Annotated in this window: 22 protein-coding genes; 16 read left to right on the forward strand and 6 right to left on the reverse strand. The window is 38.4% G+C overall.

Annotation, left to right across the window (positions count from 1 at the left end; all coding sequences use genetic code 11):
* Positions 1 to 307: 307 nt before the first annotated feature.
* Complete coding sequence (pepF, locus tag ACTB0Y_RS06240) at positions 308 to 2191, forward strand: oligoendopeptidase F (RefSeq protein WP_463205950.1); 1884 nt, start codon at positions 308 to 310, stop codon at positions 2189 to 2191.
* A 231-nt stretch (positions 2192 to 2422) separates the two neighbouring features.
* Here pepF and ACTB0Y_RS06245 read toward each other — a convergent pair whose 3' ends face one another.
* The 3 genes from ACTB0Y_RS06245 to ACTB0Y_RS06255 form a co-directional block, all read right to left on the reverse strand.
* Complete coding sequence (locus ACTB0Y_RS06245; protein ID WP_463205951.1) at positions 2423 to 2665, reverse strand: DUF2442 domain-containing protein; 243 nt, start codon at positions 2663 to 2665, stop codon at positions 2423 to 2425.
* A 3-nt stretch (positions 2666 to 2668) separates the two neighbouring features.
* Complete coding sequence (locus ACTB0Y_RS06250) at positions 2669 to 2971, reverse strand: DUF4160 domain-containing protein (protein ID WP_463205952.1); 303 nt, start codon at positions 2969 to 2971, stop codon at positions 2669 to 2671.
* 442 nt (positions 2972 to 3413) lie between these two features.
* Positions 3414 to 4394, reverse strand: coding sequence for an acyltransferase (locus tag ACTB0Y_RS06255; protein WP_463205953.1), 981 nt, complete (start codon positions 4392 to 4394; stop codon positions 3414 to 3416).
* A gap of 173 nt (positions 4395 to 4567) precedes the next feature.
* On the opposite strand from ACTB0Y_RS06255, the gene ACTB0Y_RS06260 reads away from it, so the two are divergent.
* The 14 genes from ACTB0Y_RS06260 to ACTB0Y_RS06325 all read left to right on the forward strand — a co-directional run bounded on the left by ACTB0Y_RS06260 (position 4568) and on the right by ACTB0Y_RS06325 (position 15719).
* Positions 4568 to 5260: a carboxypeptidase-like regulatory domain-containing protein gene (locus ACTB0Y_RS06260; RefSeq protein WP_463205954.1), complete on the forward strand. Its 693-nt coding sequence runs from the start codon at positions 4568 to 4570 to the stop codon at positions 5258 to 5260.
* 93 nt (positions 5261 to 5353) lie between these two features.
* Positions 5354 to 5704: an MmcQ/YjbR family DNA-binding protein gene (locus ACTB0Y_RS06265; RefSeq protein ID WP_463205955.1), complete on the forward strand. Its 351-nt coding sequence runs from the start codon at positions 5354 to 5356 to the stop codon at positions 5702 to 5704.
* Between the two features lie 124 nt (positions 5705 to 5828).
* Positions 5829 to 6647 carry an SDR family oxidoreductase gene (locus ACTB0Y_RS06270; RefSeq protein WP_463205956.1) on the forward strand — a complete coding sequence of 273 codons (819 nt, stop codon included), beginning with the start codon at positions 5829 to 5831 and terminating at the stop codon, positions 6645 to 6647.
* Between the two features lie 7 nt (positions 6648 to 6654).
* On the forward strand, positions 6655 to 7059 hold the full coding sequence (locus ACTB0Y_RS06275) for an acyl-CoA thioesterase (protein WP_463205957.1): 405 nt from the start codon (positions 6655 to 6657) through the stop codon (positions 7057 to 7059).
* Positions 7060 to 7419: 360 nt separating this feature from the next.
* Entirely contained in the window at positions 7420 to 8130 is a 711-nt protein-coding gene (locus tag ACTB0Y_RS06280) for an SDR family NAD(P)-dependent oxidoreductase (protein WP_463205958.1), read from the forward strand.
* 62 nt (positions 8131 to 8192) lie between these two features.
* A complete protein-coding gene (locus ACTB0Y_RS06285; RefSeq protein WP_463205959.1) occupies positions 8193 to 9107 on the forward strand; it encodes a glycosyltransferase family 2 protein in 915 nt (304 codons plus the stop codon).
* An 88-nt stretch (positions 9108 to 9195) separates the two neighbouring features.
* Positions 9196 to 9591 (forward strand): YbjN domain-containing protein, encoded by a 396-nt coding sequence (locus ACTB0Y_RS06290; protein ID WP_463205960.1) that lies wholly within the window; start codon positions 9196 to 9198, stop codon positions 9589 to 9591.
* A gap of 8 nt (positions 9592 to 9599) precedes the next feature.
* A complete protein-coding gene (locus tag ACTB0Y_RS06295; RefSeq protein ID WP_463205961.1) occupies positions 9600 to 10301 on the forward strand; it encodes a PspA/IM30 family protein in 702 nt (233 codons plus the stop codon).
* A 173-nt stretch (positions 10302 to 10474) separates the two neighbouring features.
* Complete coding sequence (locus tag ACTB0Y_RS06300) at positions 10475 to 11014, forward strand: DUF4178 domain-containing protein (protein ID WP_463205962.1); 540 nt, start codon at positions 10475 to 10477, stop codon at positions 11012 to 11014.
* Between the two features lie 38 nt (positions 11015 to 11052).
* Complete coding sequence (locus ACTB0Y_RS06305; protein ID WP_463205963.1) at positions 11053 to 11793, forward strand: hypothetical protein; 741 nt, start codon at positions 11053 to 11055, stop codon at positions 11791 to 11793.
* Positions 11794 to 11836: 43 nt separating this feature from the next.
* Positions 11837 to 12715 (forward strand): DUF350 domain-containing protein, encoded by an 879-nt coding sequence (locus ACTB0Y_RS06310; protein WP_463205964.1) that lies wholly within the window; start codon positions 11837 to 11839, stop codon positions 12713 to 12715.
* A gap of 136 nt (positions 12716 to 12851) precedes the next feature.
* On the forward strand, positions 12852 to 14393 hold the full coding sequence (locus tag ACTB0Y_RS06315; RefSeq protein ID WP_463205965.1) for a polyamine aminopropyltransferase: 1542 nt from the start codon (positions 12852 to 12854) through the stop codon (positions 14391 to 14393).
* Positions 14394 to 14404: 11 nt separating this feature from the next.
* Positions 14405 to 14977, forward strand: coding sequence for a rhomboid family intramembrane serine protease (locus ACTB0Y_RS06320; RefSeq protein ID WP_463205966.1), 573 nt, complete (start codon positions 14405 to 14407; stop codon positions 14975 to 14977).
* Between the two features lie 100 nt (positions 14978 to 15077).
* The gene (locus ACTB0Y_RS06325) at positions 15078 to 15719 is read left to right on the forward strand and encodes a hypothetical protein (RefSeq protein ID WP_463205967.1); all 642 of its coding nucleotides are present in this window, start codon (positions 15078 to 15080) and stop codon (positions 15717 to 15719) included.
* Between the two features lie 107 nt (positions 15720 to 15826).
* Here ACTB0Y_RS06325 and ACTB0Y_RS06330 read toward each other — a convergent pair whose 3' ends face one another.
* The gene (locus ACTB0Y_RS06330; protein ID WP_463205968.1) at positions 15827 to 16921 is read right to left on the reverse strand and encodes an adenylate/guanylate cyclase domain-containing protein; all 1095 of its coding nucleotides are present in this window, start codon (positions 16919 to 16921) and stop codon (positions 15827 to 15829) included.
* Between the two features lie 629 nt (positions 16922 to 17550).
* On the opposite strand from ACTB0Y_RS06330, the gene ACTB0Y_RS06335 reads away from it, so the two are divergent.
* Positions 17551 to 19617: a tetratricopeptide repeat-containing sensor histidine kinase gene (locus ACTB0Y_RS06335; protein WP_463205969.1), complete on the forward strand. Its 2067-nt coding sequence runs from the start codon at positions 17551 to 17553 to the stop codon at positions 19615 to 19617.
* Between the two features lie 68 nt (positions 19618 to 19685).
* Here ACTB0Y_RS06335 and rocD read toward each other — a convergent pair whose 3' ends face one another.
* Positions 19686 to 20897 carry an ornithine--oxo-acid transaminase gene (rocD, locus tag ACTB0Y_RS06340; protein WP_463206008.1) on the reverse strand — a complete coding sequence of 404 codons (1212 nt, stop codon included), beginning with the start codon at positions 20895 to 20897 and terminating at the stop codon, positions 19686 to 19688.
* 100 nt (positions 20898 to 20997) lie between these two features.
* Positions 20998 to 22992, reverse strand: coding sequence for a BatA domain-containing protein (locus ACTB0Y_RS06345; protein WP_463205970.1), 1995 nt, complete (start codon positions 22990 to 22992; stop codon positions 20998 to 21000).
* Between the last annotated feature and the right edge of the window lie 68 nt (positions 22993 to 23060).

Here is a 23060-nt window from a genome sequence, read left to right on the forward strand (position 1 = left end):
AATGATACCAAGTAATCAATACAGGCTTGCTCCGATTTAAACATTTCTTCAAATTCCATTTGATCTGCCGGATATTTCATTTCGTAAAGATAAAACTTTACGGGAGATGATCAGATACCCCATTTAATTAAAAATATTACTACTATCCTTATTGGTCACTTTTTTGTCCATTTACGGACAATTCTGTGTGAATTTGTGCGTATTTTTAAACTTAAAAATTCTATCATAAGCACTATAAATCAATGTTTTATGTTGTTTGGTATGTTAAATGATATGAGATGGTATTAACCATAAAACCATGTTATATATGAAAATTTTAATTTCGTTATGCCTGATTTTAATCATGCAGAGCCAGTTTGTTTTTGCTGAAAAAGACAAGGCTGGAAAAGAAACCAATGAGGCAAATGCCCAAACATCGTGGAACCTGGCTGATATTTATCAGAATTGGGATGCCTGGAACTCCGATTTAACTGAGGTGAAGCAACTGATGGGGGAAATTAAAACCTATCAGGGAAGCCTTGGATCAAGTGCCAAAGTGTTTATTGAATTGATGCAAAAAGAGGAAGAGCTGAGTAAAAAGTTTGGTCGCGTTTATCGCTATCCCTATTTTATGCGGCAGTTGAATAGTCGTGATCAGGAAATATCGGGACGTATGCAGGAATTAGGTGCCATGTATGCACAATATGCAACGGCCACGAGTTGGATTTCCCCGGAAATATTATCTATTCCGCAGGCTACTATGGAAAAATGGATAAAAGAAAACAAAGCCCTGGAGCCTTATGCATTTAATCTGATGAATAGCTATCGGCTACAAGAACATGTGTTTAGTGCCGATAAAGAAAAATTGCTGAGCTATTTTTCACGTCCCATGGGTACTGCTTCGAGCGTCTATAATGAATTATCGGTTTCAGATATTCAGTTTCCGGAGATTACCCTATCCACCGGAGAAAAGGTGAAGCTTTCTCATGCCAATTATACAAAGTTACTGGAAACATTGTCTTCACAAGAAGACCGCAAGCATGTTTTTGAATCGTATTATCAAATATATAAAAACCTTGAAAATACTTATGCTGCCATTTATAAAGGTATTTGTGAGAAGAACAATGCATACGCCCAGGCAAGGGGGTATGAAAGCACCCTGCATGCAAAACTTGAAGGAAATAATATCCCAACTGCTGTTTATAAATCGTTGATTAAAACGGCCTCTGATAACGTGGCGCCTTTGCACAAATATATGCAGCTGCGCAAACAAATAATGGGGCTCGAAGAATTGCACACGTATGATCTGAGTACAAAATTTACTGACTACAACCGCGAATATGATTTCACAGAAGCTGCAAACATGGTAAAAGCAGCTGTTAAGCCTTTAGGTAAAGACTATTCAGAATACCTGAGTGAAGCTACACAGGGTGGATGGATTGATGTTTATGAGAAACCTAACAAAACCTCGGGTGCTTTCTCGGCTAATGTTTACGGAGTACATCCATATATTCTTTTAAACTGGAACAAAAGTCTGAATCATGTTTTTACCCTTGCGCATGAATTGGGTCACTCCATGCATTCAATCTATTCCAATAACAATCAACCTTATGCTACCCACAGTTATACCATTTTTGTAGCTGAGGTGGCATCGACTTTTAATGAACATTTGCTGCTTGATAATTTGATTGAGAAAGCTGAAAAACCTGAAGAACGTATTGCCCTGCTACAGCAAGCAATAGAAAATATATGGGGCACTTTTTACATTCAAGCCCTATATGCCGATTATGAATACCAGGTACATAAGCGTGTGGAAAATGGAAAACCCATTACTGCTGAAGTTCTGAGTACAATAATGGGCGATCTCTATGTGCATTATTATGGCGACGCTGTAACTCCTGATGCACTAACCAGTGTGAAATGGAGTCGTGTTCCTCATTTTTATGGTATGCCTTACTACGTATATCAGTATGCCACATCATTTTCGGCTTCATCTGAGTTGTTTGCAAGATTTAAAAATGGTAATAAAATAGAGCAAAAAGAAACCATTGAGAAATATAAGGAATTGCTCAAATCAGGCGGTAACGATTTTCCGGTAAATCAACTTAAAAAAGCCGGAGTAGACCTCACCACAACAAAACCCTTCGAAGCGGTAGTTGCGCAAATGGATTACTATGTGAATGAACTTGAAAAAGAATTAGAAAAGCTATAATGTCAATTTGATTTTTTCATAATGGAAAATGGGCTTGCCTGCGGGCGGCCCTTTTTTTGTGTTCTTAGACCTTTTGTGTATACAAAAATCACGGTAATTTGCAGGTATTGTACACCCGGGGGCTATTTGGCCGCATAGCCGGTGGATGTCTTTTATCCGCCGTGGGGAGCGGCGGGTTGTGTTGTTCCAACCTGTCGTTAAAAAAACGGGTTTTTCTGCTGAAAAAAATATCTATATTTCACCTTCGTGTAAATCCCAAATAGGAAAACACATTTCATAATCGTTCCAAACCAGATCGCCATGTTCAATTGAAAATGATTTGAATTGTTCTTTGTCCAAATATTTTCTGGTCATGGGATTCTTAGCATTACTTAAAAAATGGCCAAAATCAATTTCCCTCACCAAACCGTCAGAGAATTGTAGTTCGATAATGTAATCGCCTTTATATGTTGCTTTTTCAATGGTAATAACCATAATTTATAGTTTTTTAGTGATTTGTTCTGATTGTATTTCTTTGTTGTAAACAAAAAAGTCAACCCACTTTCTTACAATATCATCCCGGTAGACTTCAACCAGCTTTTTAAATTTTTTTACGTTTTGTATGTCTAAAGGTTTCTTTCCCATAACATTTGCAATTCGTACTTCAATAAACTTACCATTCTCAAATATTAATTCTGCTTTGCTTTCTAGTCCCTGATATTTACAATGTACATGAATGGGTTCGTGCTCATTGGAATAGAACAAAATGATGAGTCCTAAGTATTCATATAATTTTGGCATATCGCTTTTTATGACAAATTTATTTAAAAATCTGTAAAAACCATTTCACTGTAAAACATCAGCTAAAAAATAATAAAACCGATGAATCCGTATATAAATGGGTTAATTGTGTTTTGATAAATCAGGTTGCTTTTCTAATCCCGTTGCCTAAAAACAGCGTGTATCCAAAACGCACCAGTTTTTCCGATACGGTACGTTCGACATAGCGGCTTTCAGGCCGCATAGCCGATGGTTTGTGTCTGTCCGTTTTCCGTCCGCTATGCACACTGGAGGCGCTAATCGAAGCGTGTTGTTATTTGGAGAAGGCGAAAAACGAAGTGTTTAATTGAATAATACCTTAGTTATGATCAGACAGCTCTTAGCCGTTTCTTTCTTCCCGTTGCCTTTGTATTACCAAAGAGCAATCTCAAGGCCAGGGACAACGTGTATGATTATTTTTCTATCACACCACCATCAAATTGCACCCCCTGATATCGCTTTGGTCGAACCGGCCGAGTACTTGAAAACTGCCATCATTAAAGATTTCTCCAATATCCCTGGTTTGAATAAAGGAACAAGAATGTACATTAGCCAGATCAATAACATTTATGCCACCTTTCCCGTTGATATTTGTCGCTAAGGGGTTATAAAAATCGTAGATTAAAACTTTCATCCAGGGAGGTGTAAAGTATACGCCATCACCCTGACTGTATGCTTGTGATAGTAATTCTGTCATGCCATATTCCGAATGAATTTTTTCTACCCCAAATCCTTTTTTCAGAATTGCATGTACTTCTTCTCTAATCATTTCTTTTCGGCGGCCTTTCATGCCCCCGGTTTCCATTACAATGGTGTTATTGAGTTTTAAACTAAATTGTTCAGCAAAATCCAACAATCCAAAGGTAACTCCGAGCAGGAGGGTGGGTATATTTGCACGTTCATTTTGTAGCAATACTTCGGCAAGTTTCTCGTGCTCATAAAGGTAAAAACCGCTTTGTTCATATTTGCTGCTTTTTATAAAGTGATCGGCCATAAAAATCAGTGATGATCCTTCCCGCTCCAAATAGCCGGGCAATAAAGCCAAAACGCAGAAGTTTTGTATGGGGCCATAAAAGCGCTCAAAACCTTTGATAAAGCTCTGCTGGTAGAGCTGAATATCGTAAACAAAATGTTTAGAAGTTGCAGTACCTGTTGTACCACTTGATGTGAAAACTTTTTCTGCGCTTTTTTGTGTTGTAACCTTTTTTTCTTTGAAAATTTCAACGGGTAAAAACGGAATATCAGTCAAAGACTGTATTTTATCTCTATCAATTCCTAAATCATTTACATACTTCTGATAAACCGGGTTATTTTCACACTGATAGTGAAACAATTCTATGGCCGTTTGTTCGAAATTAAAATCAGCAGACAAATAATCAGAAAATGTAAAGCTATTGATATTCATTTATATAGCGTGTTAATCGTTAAGTTATACGGTTTTATGTTTTGCAAAAGATAAGTGTTCCAGAGAATTTTAGTATACAAAACGCGTTTGCAAGATATTAATAATTGACAAGTGTATAATTTATATGTATCTTAATTGTCCAATTGATTTTTTTATTTTAAAAAAGTACAGTTATGAGATTGTTTTTATTGATATTTTTTCTTTTTAATATGAGTCTGATGGCTAAGGCTCAGATAGTGCAGCAAGATACCATACCCGTTAGCGGAGTTGTGTTTGATGAAAACAAAAAAGTACTACCCAATGCACATATCCTGATTAACGGTGTTAAAGGCACGCTCACCTCTCCAGGGGGATTTTTTCAATTGAAAGTGAATGCTTTGGATACGTTAACGTTTTCATATGTAGGTTACAAAAAGTTTAAATACGTTATTCCTGATTCTATGAGCCGTTTGGGTTATATTACCGGTGTTTTTATGAAAAGAGATACCATGTCATTACCCGAGATTATAGTATTGCCTTACCTGAATAAACAGCAATTTAAGCAAGCTTTTTTAAATAAAAACGATTTATCGCGGAATCAGGCCAATGCCCGGGCAAATTTAAGTTTGGTGGCTACAGAGGGCCAAAGAAAATACAGTTACATGCAAACTTCAGGTGTTGAACTTCAGTTGGAGCAATTTAAAAACAGCATGGAATACAAAGGATTAATATCGCCCGATGATATGGTGGGGGTTAATGTAGCACCAGCCATAGGTTTTGTTTATAACATTATTAGATGGAATAAAACGCAGGAGGAACAAGAAGAAAAAATTAAAGACCGGCTGCTCCGGCACAAGGCTTTTTTAGAGCAAAAAAAAGAGGATTAACCCTAGAGAGTGAACTGGTACACAAATTATTAACTCTTGCGTAAAAACTTCAGGTTAATCCTCACTTTTCATAAATACAAAAAGCATGCTAAAGTGAATTCTGAAGAAATCCGAAACTATTGTATTGCTAAAAAACATGTGGAGGAAAGTTTTCCCTTCAATGAATATTCTCTGGTATTTAAGGTTGCCGGTAAAATGTTTGCACTATTAGACCTGGAAGCTGAGTTGAGAATGAATCTGAAATGCGACCCGGAATATGCTTTGGAGCTTCGGGAGGAGCATACGGCCGTTCACCCGGGTTATCACATGAGCAAAAAGCATTGGAATACCATATATTTTGATGGTACCCTTTCGCAGGATTTTATTTATAAACTGATAGATTATTCTTACAGCCTTGTTGTCCATAACCTGCCAAAAAAGAGACGAATAGCACTTGGTTTGTGATTTATACCATGTTATTTTCTTGTATTTCGGCACATTCAAAGCACAAAAGCTTATATTTGTAGCAGACATAAATCCTGTGGAGCAAAGCAATACTTGCTCAGCTCTCAATTAAGTATTTATCATTATGTCCATAAAAAACAGTGTTTGTATTATTACCGGTGCGTCTTCGGGTATAGGCCGATCGCTGGCCTTTGAAATGGCCCGTAGAGGAGCAAAGTTGAGTCTGGCAGCCCGTTCGGCTGATAAACTCAATGAACTTAAAAATGAGCTGGAGCAACATTATCAGGCAGATGTATTAACTGTGCCCACTGATGTGAGCATAGAAGAGCAGTGCAAAAATCTGGCAGATCAAACTTTGAAAGCTTTTGGCCGAATCGATATTTTAATTAACAATGCCGGTATCAGTATGCGTGCATTATTTGTCGATGTTGAGATCAAAGTGCTTAAACGGTTAATGGATGTGAATTTTTGGGGCACCGTTTACTGTACCAAATATGCATTACCTTCGATCATTGAGAATAAGGGAAGTATTGTAGGAGTCACTTCAGTCGCCGGTTTTCATGGTTTACCGGCCCGTTCTGGGTATTCTGCCTCGAAATTTGCCATTCAGGGTTTTCTGGAAACCATTCGCATTGAGAACCTGAAAAAAGGTGTGCATGTGCTTATTGCAGCACCGGGCTTTACAAGTTCCAATGTGCGCAAATCAGCACTTACTGCAGATGGAACACCGCAGGGGGAAAGTCCGCGCAATGAATCGCGTATGATGACATCAGATAAGGTGGCTCGAAAAATAGCCAATGGTATCCGATTTCGGCGCCGAAACATTATCCTGTCACTCAAAGGTAAAATCTCGGTATTGTTTCAGCGTGTTCTTCCCATCTTGCTCGATCGGCTTTTTTATAACGCCATGGCCAAAGAACCCGATTCACCAATCAAAAATTAATAATTACATGTATTCACATACAGCACATATAAAAGTACGCTACGGAGAGACTGATAAAATGGGTGTTGTTTACCATTCGCACTACATTGAATATTATGAAGTAGCACGCACAGAATGTATGCGTTCTCTGGGTTTTTCTTATAAAGCAATGGAGGAGAGTGGCATAATTTTACCGGTTACAAAAGTTGAATCAAAATATAAGGAATCGCTTCATTATGATGATGACGTTTCGGTGAAAGCTACGATAAAAGAAATGCCCGGATTTAAAATAAAATTTTATTATGAGGTCTCAAGAGACGAACACTTAGTGAATGAGGGATTTACCGAGTTGGTTTTTTACAATGTTGACAAAAAACGACCTTGTAAACCACCCAAAGTTATTTTAGATAAACTTGAACCATATTTTTCTTAGTTTACATACAACTCAAAACTTTAGGGTGGTAGCAAAATAGTGTCTGTACATAATGTCCGATTTATTCGCATTCATAATAATCTAAAATGTGCTCATGAGCTAAAGGTTCTCCGTTATGCTCGTATTTAAAACAGTCATCCCGAGAATCGGGACTCCTTGATTTTAAATACTTCGCAATCTCCCGATAAGATGCGGGACAGGCCTTGCTCCGCTGTCCGCGTTCGCTGAAGCTATAGCGTTTCACCTGCGGCAAGCCTATGGCGACCGAAGGGAAGCGAAAGCTATGCGAAGGCGATGTTTTGAACTCGAACATTATGAATCAGACACTGACTTTATAGACAGACTCAAAATAGTAATTCAATGAGTGAAAAAACCAAAAAAATCAACGTGTTGGTTACCGGTGTAGGTGGAGGCATCGGACAGGCAATTGTTAGAGAATTACTCACCCATGAAAATATCCGTGTTCATGCCTACAGTCGTCATCCCGGAAAATTGGAAAATATTTTCGAATCAGAACCACATGTATCGCTACAAAAACTGGACTTACACCTTTTAAGTCAAAACCCTGAAAAAGCGCAGGATATAAATTTACCTGAGCGCATTGATGTGCTCATAAACAATGCCGGTTTTTTAATTAAAAAGCCCTTTAAAGATTATACATCGGGTGAAATACAGCAAATGGTGAATGTGAATTTCACAGGAACCATGTTATTTACGCAATTGTGTTTGCCACGAATGCAAAACGCACCCAAAGCCCATATAGTTAATATCAGTAGCATGGGTGGCGTGCAGGGCAGTGTGAAATTCCAGGGCCTAACGGTTTATGCTGCTTCCAAAGCGGCTATTTGTGGTTTTACCGAAGTGCTGGCTGAGGAATATAAAGCAACAGGAATTCATGTCAATTGCCTGGCGCTCGGAGCAGTGGAAACGCCTATGTTTAATGAGGCTTTCCCGGGTCAGGAAGCACCACAAACACCGGAACAAATCGCTCATTATATAGTGAATTTTGCGCTAAATCAGTGGAACTTTTTTAATGGAAAAATTATTCCTTTGGCCGTTTCTACACCCTGATACCGGAAATTTATATCAGAGCTGCATAATATTATTACTTTTGCCCGTAAAGCTGTATTAAAATGATAACTGTTTGCATTCCTGTATACAATCAACGCGTTTTTCCGCTGGTAAATGAGCTTGCTAAGCAAATTAATCAATGCAAAGAAGGCGTGGATATTTGTCTCATTGATGATGCCTCAGAGCCGGATATACGTGACCTAAATCGTAAGGAATGTGGAGCCCTTGCAAAAATTATAGAGCTTGAAGAAAATGTGGGGCGCGCCAAAATCAGGAATTTGTTCTCGCAACACACCCATAATCACTACCTGCTGTATTTAGATAACGATGTTGAAATTTCTAATACTGATTTTTTAAGGAATTATATAGCCATTATTGACGCAAACGATTATGATGTCATAGTAGGAGGCCACCGATATCAGGAAAAAAAGCCTGCAAGAAAATATCGTTTACGATGGAAGTATGGTAAGTCCCGCGAGGAAATTTTAGGTGAAATCAGGAGTATAAATCCGTATAAGTCCTTTTTAACAAGTAATTTCTTGATTCATAGAAGGGTTTTTGATAAGGTGAAGTTTGATGAATCCATGAACGGTTACGGGCATGAAGATACCTTATTCGGCTTTGAGTTAAAAAAGCAGGAATTAAGTATTTATCATTTTGATAATCCGGTTTTAAAAAAGCATTTGGATACCAATTCTGAGTTTTTGCTTAAGACAAAAGAAAGCATAAGTAGCCTCAAACAAATGTTGAAAATAGCCAATAACGATCCAAACCTTATTTCAGATATTAAAATCCTTCGACTTTATACGAAAGTTAAGCACTCCGCGCTTTTTAAAGTTTTTTTCTTCTTTTTTACACTTTCTAAAGGAGTAATCAGATTGCTTTTAAAAAAAGGATGGATAAACTCGCTTTTATTACTTGATTTTTTAAAGCTTGGTACACTACATTCACTTATGCGAGATAATAGTGCAAACTAACTTTTTACGTTTGTTTAACACATTGGATTGCACAACTCCAAAACTTTTTAGTAAATTTACCTTTTACTTATTAACTAAAAAGAAAACTATGACAGACTTTGAAAAAGTAAGAGATTACCTCATTGAGCTTGAGTACACTATAGTTCATGAGAACCCAGAAGAAGAACTTTTTGTAGTCGAAAATGAAGAAGCCGGAATCAATAATCTTATTATCGATTGCGAAGAAGATATATTGGTTATTGAGCAATTAATTATGGAGTTACCGGAAAATAAAGGAGATGTTTACAAAGAGTTGTTGATTAAAAACCGCGAAATTGTGCATGGTGCTTTTGCATTGGATGAGCACGCAGAAAAACTCATTTTCAGAGATACACTCCAATTAAAAAATTTGGATATGAATGAGTTACTGGGTACTTTGAACGCTCTGGAGTTGCTATTGAGTGAATTTGGTACCCGATTAATTGAAATTTCAAAACTAAAATAACCGAAACCATGGGAATATTCAACAGATTATTTAAGGTTGGAGAGGCAGAAGCACATTCTGCCATTAATAAATTAGAAGACCCAATAAAAATGACAGAGCAGGGCATCAGGGATATGAAAAAAGATCTCGATAAAAGTTTACAGGCCCTGGCAGAAGTGAAATCACTGGCCATTCGTTCACGTCGCGAAGCCAACGAAAATAAAGAAAAAGCAAAAAACTACGAACAGAAAGCCATTTTGCTCATCAAAAAGGCTGAAAAAGGTGACCTCAGTCCCGATGAAGCCGACCGTTTGGCCACGGAATCTCTTACCCGCAAAGAAGAAAGTATTAGTGCTGCAGCAAGAGCGCAGTCTGAAGTGGAAAAGTTCGATGATAATATCGCCAAGTTACAGGCCAATATCAACAAACTAAAGTCACAAATCAGTCACTACGAGAACGAGCTCAAAACGCTCAAAGCGCGCGATCGTGTGAGTAAAGCCACTTCAAAAATCAATAAATCCATGTCGAATATCGACAGTAGCAGTACTGTGGCAAGACTGGAACGAATGAAGGATAAAGTCGATCAGCAAGAGGCTATGGCTGAGGCTTATGGCGAAATTGCCAATGAGAATAAATCAGTTGATGCTGAAATTGATGATGTGCTTAAAGATGAGCCTAAAAGTAAAGCATCTGATGCGCTTGCAGATTTGAAAGCAAAAATGAGTAAATAATTTGTCTATGGTGCTGTCCAAAAAGGATCGAAGTCGTTATTGCGATCCATCGGCTGGTGGAGAAGCAATCTGTTTAATCTGACAATCAGCAGATTGCTTCGTCGTACCTCCTCGCAATGACGTGGTAATTTTACTTTTTGGACAGCCCCATATTTTTATAATACCGTCATATAATGGGCCTTTTCGATCGTTTTAAGAAGAATAAAAGAGACTATGATGTAACCGACATGCAGGTTACCGACCTAGATAAGGGATTTGTTTTTGAATATGACCTTAAAACCTGGGAAGTGGAAGAGGTCTATAAATATGATTGGGGCGATGATTTCTTTTCATATGAATACAAAATATCTTCAGGCTCCGAAACACATTTTTTGAGTGTGGAGGATGACGATGAACTTTCTCTGGTTGTAAGCCAGAAAAGCAATATCAGAAAGCTTGGTGAAGATTTACCAGAGCTATTGGCTGATGAAAAACCACCGAAAAAAATTGAATTTGATGATAAAACCTTTTTCCTTGAAGAGGAATCACCGGGATATTTTTGTAATTTGACCAAATCAAAAGATACCTGGGTAGAATTGATCTCGTGGACCTATTTAAGCGAAAATGAGCACGAAGTAATAGACCTTGAACAGTGGGGCGAACGAGAATTTGAAGCCTCAGTGGGCAAAATCATCAAACCATTTGAAATATCGAATATTCTGCCTTCAGAATAAAGAACTAAATTGCAATGTAAAATATAAAAGCCTAGTTTATGAAGATTTTAAAGTATATATTTTTTACAGGCATGATTTTTCTGCTTGCCGGGTGTGTAAGTCCGACCAGTTACCAAAAATCACCTGTCGATAAGCTGGTTAAACAGCTGAGCAATGAGCGGGATTTTTCTATCATCTTGTATGATATGAATTATGATGAACGCTCGAATGACTACAAGCATCAGTACCAGGTGCTTATTCCCAAAAAAGATACCGTACTGGCTGAAATTACACCCTGGTATACCGTAAGCGACGTGTTTTTTCAAAAGCATGTAGACAACATGGGCATGGAAATCACCGCTAAAGTCGATGGTAAGCTCACTAAAAAAGCGGCACCTCCCGGGTATAACCATTATGTTGGAAACGAACGCTACGGCCGCTGGGAGAATCGCAACGGAAATTCGTTCTGGGAATTTTACGGTAAATATGCCTTTATGAGTTCCATGTTCCACATGATGTCGAATCCCGTGCAGCGCTCTTACTATAACAATTATCGGAGCAATTACTATGGGTCGAGAAGTTATTATGGCCCCACAAGAAACGGCCGGAATTATTACGGTACACAGAGCCGGTATAACCAAAACCGCCAGTCTACTGCCTGGAACCGGAAAGGTAACACATTCAAATCCAGGGTGCGCAGTCGTGTAAAGCAAAGTGCTATAAAGTCGCGCAGAACACGCAGCAGTTCCCGATACAGTTCCTCCAGTTACCGGTCTCGAGGCGGAGGCTTTGGAAAATAGTGTGAATCGCTTTTAAAGGCATTAATATTTAAAAAGATTAGCCATGGAAGAATTATTGCAAAACGAATATATCATTTACCTGATTAACACAATTGCATACCTGATTAATGCATTTGTATTGTTTCTAATCGGCAAAGCCAGCTATCAGTTGTTTCACCCTAAAATTAATGTGAAAAATGAGTTGGTAGAAAAAGACAACCTGGCATTTGCTATTGCGCATGCCGGATATTTTACCGGTATTCTATTGGCCGTAGGAAGTGCCATTATTGGGCCATCGCATGGATTGTGGCAAGATTTGTTCGATATATCCACATATGGTTTAATGGGCATTGTACTGTTAAACTTCAGTACCATCATCACTGATAAGGTGTTGCTCAGACATTTCAGTGTGCACAAGGAAATTGTAGAAGACAGAAATGCCGGTACAGGCGTGGTTGAGGCAGCCAATGCCATTGCGAGTGGTCTTGTTATAATGGGAGCTGTTACCGGGGAAAATCATACCGGAATGCCAGGCTATGTAACCGCCTTAATATTTTGGGCCATTGGTCAGGCTGCAGTTATTCTCATTGCCTGGGTTTATAACCTTATGACAAGTTACAGCATCCACAAAGAAATTGAAAAAGACAATGTGGCTGTAGGCGTAGGTTTTGCCGGTGCCATAGTGGCCATAGCCAACCTGGTGCGTTATGCCCTGGCAGGTGATTTTATAAGCTGGTCAGTAACCTTTGCAGATGTGGGTTTCGAAATTATATTAGGATTAATTCTCCTGCCAGTTGTAAGGTTTGGAACGGATAAAATATTATTGCCCGGCCAAAAGCTCACCGATGAGTTGGTGAATCAGGACAAAGCCAACATTGGAGCCGGAATAATAGAGGCGTTTGCCTATATTGGTGGTTCAGTATTAATTACCTGGTGTTTGTAAAAAAACTTAATTTTGTGTTGCCTTACCGGCTCATAGTTCTATGGACCGGTAGGGTGCACCACGGTTTATACACTAAAATAAAACAGCACCCGTAACCAGTATTTAAATTACAGGTTTAACTTAAAATACGCTTTCTATGCCTTTCCGTTCACGGATTTTGAAAATGGCCATCTTTGCTACCGGACTTTCGGGCATTGTGGCTGAATACATTCTCTCCACACTGGCAACCTATTTTCTTGGCGACTCTGTAATGCAATGGACCCTTATCGTGAGTATCATGATGTTCTCCATGGGCTTGGGTAGCCGCATTAGCAAATACTTTCAGGGAAATTTACTGCAAATCTTTATCTTTATTGAATTCGGACTTTCCCTCGTTGTAGCTTATTCATCCATTATAGCCTACACGGCAGCAGCATTTACCATTTATACAGGCGCCATCATTTATACCTTAAGTATTCTTATTGGCCTCATGATTGGTATGGAGATACCGCTGGTGATCAGACTCAATAACTCATTTGAGATTTTGAGGGTGAACATTTCATCCGTCATGGAACAGGATTACTATGGCAGCTTGGCCGGAGGTTTGTTTTTTGCCTTCATCGGTTTGCCATATCTCGGTATCACCTTTACGCCTTTTGTGTTGGGGATGATTAACTTCGTGGTTGCCTTATCCCTGTTTTTTATTCTCCGGCCCAAAATCCAAAAACACATCAGAATATCAGTGCAGTTGGCCTCCATTTTAGTGGGCGGAACCATTATATTGGGATTTTTCGTGGCAGAGCCCATCATTCTTTTTGGTGAGCAAAAAAAATACAAGGATAAGGTGATTTTTGAAGAGCAGAGCCGTTACCAGAAAATTGTGATGACCCAGTGGAAAGACAATTACTGGCTGTTTATAAACGGCAACCAGCAGTTGAGTACGCTGGATGAGGCCATGTACCATGAGCCTATGGTGCACCCGGTGATGAAAACGGTTCAATATCCACAGCAGGTGCTGATTTTGGGTGGCGGAGACGGATGTGCCGCCCGGGAAGTGCTCAAATATGATATGACCGAGCAAATTACCCTGGTCGACCTGGATCCTGTAATGACCGAGCTGGGCAAAACCCATCCGGTGATGGTCGAAATGAACAACAATGCCCTGAATAATGCCCGCGTGAGCATTGCTAATAAAGATGCTTATAAGTTTCTAAGCGAGACCAACCGCTTTTACGATGTCATTATTATTGACCTGCCCGATCCGAAAACCATTGAGTTAGGACGGATGTATTCTAAAGAGTTCTACAAATTATGCTATAAGCACTTACGTCCGGGAGGTGCCATGGTAACGCAAGCCGGTAGTCCGTATTTCGCCACCAAGGCATTCCGCTGTATTGATAAAACCGTGAAGGCTGCTGGTTTTGAGACTATTCCATTGCACAACCAAATTCTTACGCTTGGCGAATGGGGCTGGATACTGGGAGTGAAAGAGGGCACTGAAGAGCGTGTAAAAGCACATTTGCATAAGCTTCAATTTGATGATATTGAAACACATTGGATAAATAATGAAGCCATAAAATTGATCACATCGTTTGGGAAAGATTATTATGGTCAGGAAGTAGGAAAAGTTGAAGTCAACAAAATTCATAATCCGGTATTGTATAAATATTACCTTGATGGGAATTGGGATCTTTATTAATTAATTTGGTTATGAAAAAACAGGTACTACTAAGAGCACTGAAAATCAGCCTGATTATATTGGGTGTTATTTGGGTGGTGTACATCGCCGATTTGCTGGTCCCCTACAATTTTAACCATTCCGGTATTGTACCTCGCTCGGTGAACGGATTGAAAGGTATATTTCTGAGTCCGTTTATTCATGCAAATTTGGTACACATCCTCAGTAATACGTTGCCACTGCTTGTACTCACATTCTTATTGTTTGCCTTTTATCCCAAACAGGCCTGGTTTGTGATATTGCTCTCAGTTGTGCTGGGCGGAATTGCTGTTTGGCTTGTCGCACGGCCTGCACCACACGTCGGTGCCAGTGGTTTAATTTATGCATTGGCGGCATTTCTTGTAACTGCAGGTTTTTTAGCACGTTCCTTCACATCATTGATTATCTCTGTGTTAGTTGTAGCGCTTTATGGAGGTTTGGTTTGGGGTGTTTTTCCTTCTCGTCCGTGGATTTCGTGGGAAGGACACTTGTTTGGTGCTGCAGCTGGCGTTTTGCTGGCCATCTTACTTAAAAAAAACATTCAGAAAGAAGATCAGACAAAATAACACAAGGCACTATCTATCTGTATTTTATAAGCGGTATGTTTCAAATTAGCAGCTCTAGCTGGGTTATTTGGTTTTGAAAGCATTAGAAAAATAAGCAATAATGAGAAATAGTATATTAGTAATTCTTCTTTTACTTAGTTTTTCATGCTCAAATAAAGATCAAGAGCAATTTTGGTTTCTTGAAAAAGATCAAGACTTTTCACGTGTTAAAAATATTTTTGAGAAACATGTTGACTTTTTTCCTGAAAAGGATAAAGTTAATTGGATAATTAGTACATGGAGTTTGGATCCAAATGAAGAATATAATTTGACGGTAGCATTTGGTTTAGATAATGAAAGCTTCAAAAAAGAAAAAGAAAGGCTTGAGCAACTAAGTATAGCAACTTATTATGCCGATAATGACTCCCTGCTTGTATTAAATAGATTTTCAACACATGAAAATTACGGCTACCCGGATAAAAGTGAGATTAAAACTGAATTAATCGAACAAGACTGGTTTAATGATTATTTGCCAGTGCCTAATTTTTGGAACTTTTCGCGGTATCAGACTAATAATACAGTTAGTAGGCTCCCAAACGATTTTAAAATTTATGTTTTTGAAGCCAAACCAGGAATACACATTGATAAACAAAGATTAGTAAAAGGGGGCTATATGCCAGAAAAATGGAACCATGGATTCTCTAAAGGTGTTGCTATAAGTAAAGAAAGGAAAGAAATAATTTATTGGATTATTTATTGGTAATTTTTGAATATAAAAACGCTATTGATAGACGAATTACAAATGGTGCAGATAATTCTGCAATCAGGGCATAAACCGAACCTCACCAATGATAAATTGGCACATAGAGCTTACCTTTTACGCTGGCTGACTTTCACCGTATAAATATCTACCCCGCGTCGTTTTCCTTTGAGTTTGATGTTATCGAGTTTTCTGAAATTGAAAATTTTGTTCTCCGGCAGCATATTGTATAGTTCACCTGATATGAGTAGTGTGGCACGGTAGTCGTTGCAAACAGACTCAATGCGTGCTGCTGTATTGATAGTATCGCCATTATAGGAGATGTCGCGCCGAATTTGGCCAACCTGCAATACCATTACCTTGCCTGCATGCATTCCGGCTTTAAATTCGGGTACGAATCCGTATTTCCGGTTGTAATAACGGCTTCGTCTCTGCACCAGCCGGTTAAAGGCCACAAAGGCTTTCAGGCAATTTAGGCGTGTGGTACCGTCTTTTATACTCCATGAAATAATTGCCCCATCGCCGAGGTACTGGTAAATTTCGCCCCGGTAATTGTCCACCACGGCCATATCGTTAAACACATCCTGTACGAGGTGACTGAATTTTTTATGTCCAAGTTTTTCTGCTATGGTAGTTGATTTTTTCATATCTACAAACATGAAAATTCTCTCCTGTTCAACAGGCCTGTTAAGTAAGCCAAAGACCCAGTTGCGTATATTTCTGCGACCAACGCGCCTGATCATTTCGTGAAAAAGGGTAATTAAAAATCCTGACACATAAAAATAGACCAGGAACCGCACGAAATGTATGTTCATGTCAGGTATTTGGTTTAAAATTTCTGTGTAATTGGTTTCTGTAAATGTGGTAAGGGGCAAACGCGCTGCTATGAGTATTAAAATAAACGCCGAGGCCAGGTAAAGAATGGATTTGAAAAAAGTAATAAGTCGCCTCGGGAAGAACCGTCTGAAGCGATAGGGGAACAGGCCATCGATGATGGAAAAGAGCAGTGCGATGAAAACACTCAGCACAGTCATTACCAAATATGTATTGTCAACTTCTAAAAAATTAAGGTAAACCTTAAAGATTTGGTTTTCGCCGGTGAGAAAAGCATAGAAAAGAAAACTCGCAAACCAAAAGAAGAAATGAAAAAAAATATTCCGTAAAATCCGGTTAAAACGTATGACGATTTTCTCCTTTGAAAACATAAGTTGCATTTATAATTCAAAGCAAAGATAAGCATTTGCTGGAGAGGCGAGGTTTTTTTAAAAAACTTAGGCTTATCATTATTGCAAACCGGCGCTAGCTCGGGAAAATACTGCCTCAACAATTCGCTGATGTTTTAATGGCATATGCTCATATGTCATTTAAGCTTACATTATTTTCCGGATTGTGTAATAAATGATTTAGAAGAAAAAAACAATTGTAATTTGTTAATAATTGGTGTTTTCGCTAATTGTTTTATTTTTATAAGATAAACCAATTATATGAACCGAGGCATGACTAAAAATAAAACACATTTATGCTGAGCATGTCGAAGTACGCCAGCATGATTATAAGAAAGCTGATAGACCATGTGACGTGCAATTGAAATATTATTCCCCCGCTTGCAGCGGGGCAGGCTATCCCCCCTATATTTGGCGGGATCGGTTATGGCCACTGAAATCAAAATTATAAACAGATGAAACCTCCATGATAAAGCTTTTGACACACTGCGCCTTCGCGAAGCTTCAGCGGAGCGAGGCACGAGCATGATTATTTGGAATAATACCGGTAAAAAGCTTGTTGTCAGATAAAAGGAGGTTCCATATGACCATTGAAAATTAAAAATAAACATATGAAAACTATTCTCCAAATAGTTCTTCTCTTTCTATTCTCCTTTCAGTTTTGTAGCCTTCATGGACAAAATCGAAAAGCAGATTCGCTTGCTTTGCTGCTGTCTCAACATTCAAAGAAAGATACCACCAGGGTTAATTTGTTGAATAATCTTGGTTATAGTTTATATTTAACCAATACAGACACTGTTAAAGTCCTGGCCGAGGAGGCATTATCGTTGTCGGAGCACCTTGATTATGATAGGGGTAAAGCCCGAAGCTTACGCTTAATTGGCTTGCATTACGATATGAAAGCAAATTATCCAATGGCCCTGGATTTTTATCAAAAATCCCTTACCATAAGTGAAAAAATAGATGATAAAAAAAGTATTTCAGATTGCTTAAACAGCATAGGTGTTATATACAGTGATCAGGAAAACTATAAGCAAGCTGAAGAATATTATGTAAAGGCACTTGAAATATTTCAGGAACTTGATGATAAACGAGGCGAATCTTTCACTTTAAATAACCTTGGAGTTATTTATTATGAGCAAAAGAATCTGGAAAAAGCATTAGAATATTTCGAAAAATCTTTAGTTATTGATAAAGAATTAGGTATAAAAGGTGGTGTAGCAATAGGACTAAATAATATTGGTGAGGTATATAGAGACACAGGCGAGTACGATTCAGCCTTAACTTATTTAAACAATGCGCTTGAACTTACAATTGAAATTAAGGATATTTACGGGCAAAGTTATTTATATAAAGATTTAGCATCAGTTTATTATCTCCTGAAAAACTATAAAAAGGCACTTGAATATGCTGAGTTAAGTCTTGAATATGCACTTTACAATGATTATTACGATATTCAAAAAGATGTATATCTGCAATTATCAGAAATACATGCTGCTCTTAATAATTACCAAAAAGCCTATAAAAATCATGTGGTACATAAAAGGATAAATGATAGTCTCTATAATAAAAAAAATCTTGAAAAAACAATTGGCCTTGAGTATCATTACAAATATGAAAAAGAAAGAGAAGAGGCCAGGTTATTGCAGGAAGAAGAGTTGAAGCGACAGAAATTAATAAGAAACGCTCTTATTGTCGGTATTATTCTGTTACTTATTTTTATTATTATAATTGTTCGTGGGTGGGTTCAAAAGTCAAGAATCAATAAGTTGCTTTCTCAAAAAACGGAGAATATTCAGAATAAAAGTTTACAGCTTCAAGAGCAAAATGAAGAAATTCAGCAACTGTATGAGGAGTTAAGTGCTGCCAACGAGGTTTTATTTACCCAAAAGGAAGAATTGGAAAAGCATAGAAATAATTTGGAAAGTCTTGTGAAAGAGCGTACAATGGAGCTGGAAAGGGCAAAAGACAAGGCTGAAGAATCAGATCGATTAAAGTCTGCATTTTTAGCAAATATGTCTCATGAAATTCGCACACCACTTAATGCCATAATTGGTTTTTCTGACTTGCTGGCAGATCCGGATATTGATCAGGAAACTAAGAATGAACTGCATTCGAACATGAACCATAGCAATGAAACCTTGCTAAAGCTTATCGATGATATTTTTGATATTGCAAAAATTGAATCCGGACAACTGTCAATTAAGAAAGAGCGTGTTGCTGTAAGTGATTTGTTTGGGAAGCTAATACCTGTTTATGAGGACAAGAAAGTAAAAATTGGTAAATCAGATATTTCAATTACTATTAGCCAATCAGACAAAGAACTTGTGTTATATACAGACCCATTTAGATTGCAACAAATACTTATAAATCTCATTGACAATGCATTGAAGTTTACGGAGTCGGGATTTGTGGAAGTTTCTTGTGATAAGGATAAATTTGACGGGCGCAAGGCTATATTTTTCGTTAAGGATTCTGGTATTGGGATGAATCAAAAACAAGTAGACTACATTTTTGATCGCTTTATAAAGCTCGAAGAGGATACTACAAAAATATATCGTGGAGCCGGACTGGGCCTGGCTATCAGCAAAAACATTGTTGAACTGCTAGGTGGAGAGCTTTGGGTTGACAGTGGCGTGGGTAAGGGAAGTACTTTTTATTTTTCGATTCCTGTATAGTAAAATAGAGCTATAAAAAAGCAGCCTCCAAAACGGGGCTGCTTTTTGCAATATTTATTTTTATAAGCTTATTCGAACTCTTTGAATGCAGCTTTGATTTTATCCATTGCTTCGCGCAATTGCTCTTCGTTAATCACCAATGGTGGAGCAAAACGGATGATGTTTCCGTGGGTTGGTTTGGCCAGCACACCATGCTCTTTCATGGCCATGCAAACGTCCCAGGCGGTTTTACCGTTTTTATTGTTAATAATTACAGCATTAAGCAACCCTTTGCCACGTACTTTGGCAATCATCTCAGATTTTATGCTTTCGAATTCATCGCGGAAAACTTTACCCAGGCGCTCAGCGTTTTCTTCGAGCTTTTCTTCTTTAATCACTTCCAATGCAGCCATAGCTACTTTGGCGCCAAGAGGGTTACCACCAAAGGTAGAACCGTGCTCACCGGGCTTAATTACAAGCATGATGTCGTCGTCTGCCAATACAGCTGATACCGGGTATACACCACCAGAAATGGCTTTACCAAGAATCAATACATCGGGGCGTACATTTTCATGATCGCAAGCCAGCATTTTTCCTGTGCGAGCAATACCTGTTTGTACTTCATCAGCGATGAAAAGTACATTGTTGGCTTTACACAGGTCGTAAGTTTTTTTCAGGAAACCTTCATCTGGTACATTCACACCGGCTTCTCCCTGAATAGGCTCAATTAAGAAGCCTGCTACGTTAGGATCTTCCAGTTCCTTTGCCAGCGCTTCACTATCGTTGTAAGGTATGGTTACAAATCCTGGTGTATAAGGTCCGAATCCATTGCGGGCATCCGGGTCGGTCGACATAGAAATAATAGATATGGTACGTCCATGGAAATTATCGGCACAAACAACAATTTTGGCTTCATTCTCCGGAATACCTTTTTTCTCGTATGCCCATTTGCGGCATAATTTAATCGCCGTTTCATCAGCTTCAGCGCCTGAATTCATCGGCAATACTTTGTCGTAGCCGAAATACTTTGTAACAAACTCTTCAAATTCACCCAATACATTATTATAAAATGCTCTTGAAGTCAATGTAAGCGTTTCAGCCTGCTCCTTCAGTGCGTTGATGATTTTTGGGTGGCAATGTCCCTGGTTTACAGCAGAATATGATGACAAGAAGTCAAAATATTGTTTGCCGTCAGTGTCCCAAACGTGAACACCTTCACCTTTTTCAAGCATCACGGGAAGCGGGTGGTAATTATGTGCACCATATTTGCTTTCCCGGTCTATGTAGTCCTGAGCCGTCATTTTTGCCATTTTGATAACAATTTAGGATATTATAACTAATAATTGAAGGGCAAAAGTAGAAATGTTTTACCTTAAAGCAAGCAACTTTAATTAATTTCAATTATGTTTTATAACTTTTTTCTTTAAAGAAGATTAGAAGCATTTCTGCCAGTATCATCATCAGGGCAAAAATGAGAAAATATCGCCATAATTTTTGAACCGGATTTAGAATTTCTCCTCCGGTAGCATCAATGTCGAAAATAGTTACGGGGCTGGCTGTGAAAATTTGTTTTTCTAAGGTTTCATTGTCAAAATAATCCATCGCCGATTCCTTTTGTTGATGGTTTGTTGCCAGGATATTTACGATTGAATCTTTTAAAATAATATCGTAAAACCCGGGTTGTTGAATCTGGTTTTGGCGAATGGCCAGTATGGTGGCATTCTGATTTTTATACATGTAGGGGATAAACTCTCCGGACGCATGCCTGATTTTTATGGGGCTTTCATCTTTTTTATCAATGTTGCTCAGACGAATGGTAGAGGCCTTGTTACAGGTAATGCCCGGGATGATATTTTTATTGCGAATAGCAGCGCCATTGTATAAAAGTGGCACAAAAAGCGGGTGTGTAGCAAATTTTTGTTGTAGGGCATCGAAAGTAAACATATATACATTCCCGTTACCTTTTTTTATTTGATAAAGAACAGCCTGATCTAAATCGTTGTACATGATGGGTGTATATATGCTTTCGGAATCAGGTGTGTAATAGTTGCCAATAAACGGCAAATTTATTTGCTCATCGAAATCGCTAATAGCATTGGCAAATAAAGGATGCGATAGATTAATTTCTTTGATGGCTGTGGAGTCCCGGATAATTTTTTTCATTAGCGGCAAGTCGAAGGCTTCCATTAACTTGTTTATTTCGAGGGTTGTTTCTGTTACTTCGGGAATAATCAAAAGATTGCTGCCTGCCGAAACAGCTTGCGCAATAGCGTTGGCTATTCCTGGGCTCATCTCCACGGGCTGATGTATAATTATGGTTTGAGCCTGGTTGATTTGTGACAAAGGCATGTTGTCGGCTGGTAAAAACCGATGCTCAAAAAAGCCGGGTTCGTTATAGAGTGCTTTTAAATAGGGCGATGGTTTTTTGCCCGTTTCAATTATTTTAATTTCTGATGTAACAGATATGCCCGTATAAAATGTGTTATCGAAAGTAATGGGATTATTGTCAATAGATGCACTGATTTTTAGCAAACCAATATCCTCAATTTCCATCGAAGTTTTATATACTTTATGGGACTGTGGCTCTATGTTTACTGTACCAGCAGATAGTAACTGACCGTTTACTTTTACTTTAACCGGCAACTCATTTACTTCATCCTGAGCATGATTGCGAATCATTAAATGTAGTTTTGTGGATTGACCCGGTATTTGCAATGGGGAATCAAACCACATGGTATCGATACTAATATTTCTACTTTTGTTTGGATATTTTATAAGGTTTACTAAAAGGGTGCTGTCCTGAAAAAGGGTATCCGGCTGAATGATGTTTTTCTGGAAGTCTGATAAAATGATCAGGCTGTGTGCATTTTCCTGTTTGTTATAAATGTCTTTGACAATTGCATTAATTTGTCGCATCCCATGCTGTGGCTCTGCTGAACTTACTATATCTTTTGCTCGTTGTGGGGGCAGGTTCCAGTACGATTTATCTGTAGCTGTCAGATGAATATTGATTCGCTGATTTTCTTCTAAAGCATCAATTACTTCGTAAGACTTATCTTTTGCCTGGTCGAACAGGTTACCGTTTTCATTGCTGCCCTGCATGCTTTGTGTGTTGTCGAGTATTAAATGAAGCGATTGTGCAGATTGGTTAGCTTCAGAGGTAATGATAGGACCGGCAAAGGCAATTACCAGACTGGCAATGAGTAAGGTACGTAGGAGTAAGATTATCCATTCATGTATTCGGCGTGATTTGCGCGTTTGATTTTGTATGTTTTTCAGGAACCAAAGGGAACTGAAATACATTTTACGGTATTTGCGCAGGTTAATTAAGTGAATAATAAGAGGCAGTGCTGCCAGGACAAGGCCGTATAATATTGCTGGATATTGAAAACTCATTGTTTACGTGTTTTGCACAAATGTAATGGTTTTTGTTTTTTCGAAACACCAAAATAGCATAAACACCG

The sequence above is a fragment of the Salinivirga sp. genome, from assembly GCF_055145285.1.

Coding starts and splice junctions, on each gene's coding strand:
- ACTB0Y_RS06345 (WP_463205970.1), bottom strand. CDS start 22,992: ATGAGTTTTCAATATCCAGCAATATTATACGGCCTTGTCCTGGCAGCA.
- ACTB0Y_RS06295 (WP_463205961.1), top strand. CDS start 9,600: ATGGGAATATTCAACAGATTATTTAAGGTTGGAGAGGCAGAAGCACAT.
- rocD (WP_463206008.1), bottom strand. CDS start 20,897: ATGACGGCTCAGGACTACATAGACCGGGAAAGCAAATATGGTGCACAT.
- ACTB0Y_RS06310 (WP_463205964.1), top strand. CDS start 11,837: ATGGAAGAATTATTGCAAAACGAATATATCATTTACCTGATTAACACA.
- ACTB0Y_RS06280 (WP_463205958.1), top strand. CDS start 7,420: ATGAGTGAAAAAACCAAAAAAATCAACGTGTTGGTTACCGGTGTAGGT.
- ACTB0Y_RS06325 (WP_463205967.1), top strand. CDS start 15,078: ATGAGAAATAGTATATTAGTAATTCTTCTTTTACTTAGTTTTTCATGC.
- ACTB0Y_RS06275 (WP_463205957.1), top strand. CDS start 6,655: ATGTATTCACATACAGCACATATAAAAGTACGCTACGGAGAGACTGAT.
- ACTB0Y_RS06330 (WP_463205968.1), bottom strand. CDS start 16,921: ATGTTTTCAAAGGAGAAAATCGTCATACGTTTTAACCGGATTTTACGG.
- ACTB0Y_RS06290 (WP_463205960.1), top strand. CDS start 9,196: ATGACAGACTTTGAAAAAGTAAGAGATTACCTCATTGAGCTTGAGTAC.
- ACTB0Y_RS06270 (WP_463205956.1), top strand. CDS start 5,829: ATGTCCATAAAAAACAGTGTTTGTATTATTACCGGTGCGTCTTCGGGT.
- pepF (WP_463205950.1), top strand. CDS start 308: ATGAAAATTTTAATTTCGTTATGCCTGATTTTAATCATGCAGAGCCAG.
- ACTB0Y_RS06335 (WP_463205969.1), top strand. CDS start 17,551: ATGAAAACTATTCTCCAAATAGTTCTTCTCTTTCTATTCTCCTTTCAG.
- ACTB0Y_RS06245 (WP_463205951.1), bottom strand. CDS start 2,665: ATGGTTATTACCATTGAAAAAGCAACATATAAAGGCGATTACATTATC.
- ACTB0Y_RS06305 (WP_463205963.1), top strand. CDS start 11,053: ATGAAGATTTTAAAGTATATATTTTTTACAGGCATGATTTTTCTGCTT.
- ACTB0Y_RS06250 (WP_463205952.1), bottom strand. CDS start 2,971: ATGCCAAAATTATATGAATACTTAGGACTCATCATTTTGTTCTATTCC.
- ACTB0Y_RS06255 (WP_463205953.1), bottom strand. CDS start 4,394: ATGAATATCAATAGCTTTACATTTTCTGATTATTTGTCTGCTGATTTT.
- ACTB0Y_RS06300 (WP_463205962.1), top strand. CDS start 10,475: ATGGGCCTTTTCGATCGTTTTAAGAAGAATAAAAGAGACTATGATGTA.
- ACTB0Y_RS06260 (WP_463205954.1), top strand. CDS start 4,568: ATGAGATTGTTTTTATTGATATTTTTTCTTTTTAATATGAGTCTGATG.
- ACTB0Y_RS06285 (WP_463205959.1), top strand. CDS start 8,193: ATGATAACTGTTTGCATTCCTGTATACAATCAACGCGTTTTTCCGCTG.
- ACTB0Y_RS06315 (WP_463205965.1), top strand. CDS start 12,852: ATGCCTTTCCGTTCACGGATTTTGAAAATGGCCATCTTTGCTACCGGA.
- ACTB0Y_RS06320 (WP_463205966.1), top strand. CDS start 14,405: ATGAAAAAACAGGTACTACTAAGAGCACTGAAAATCAGCCTGATTATA.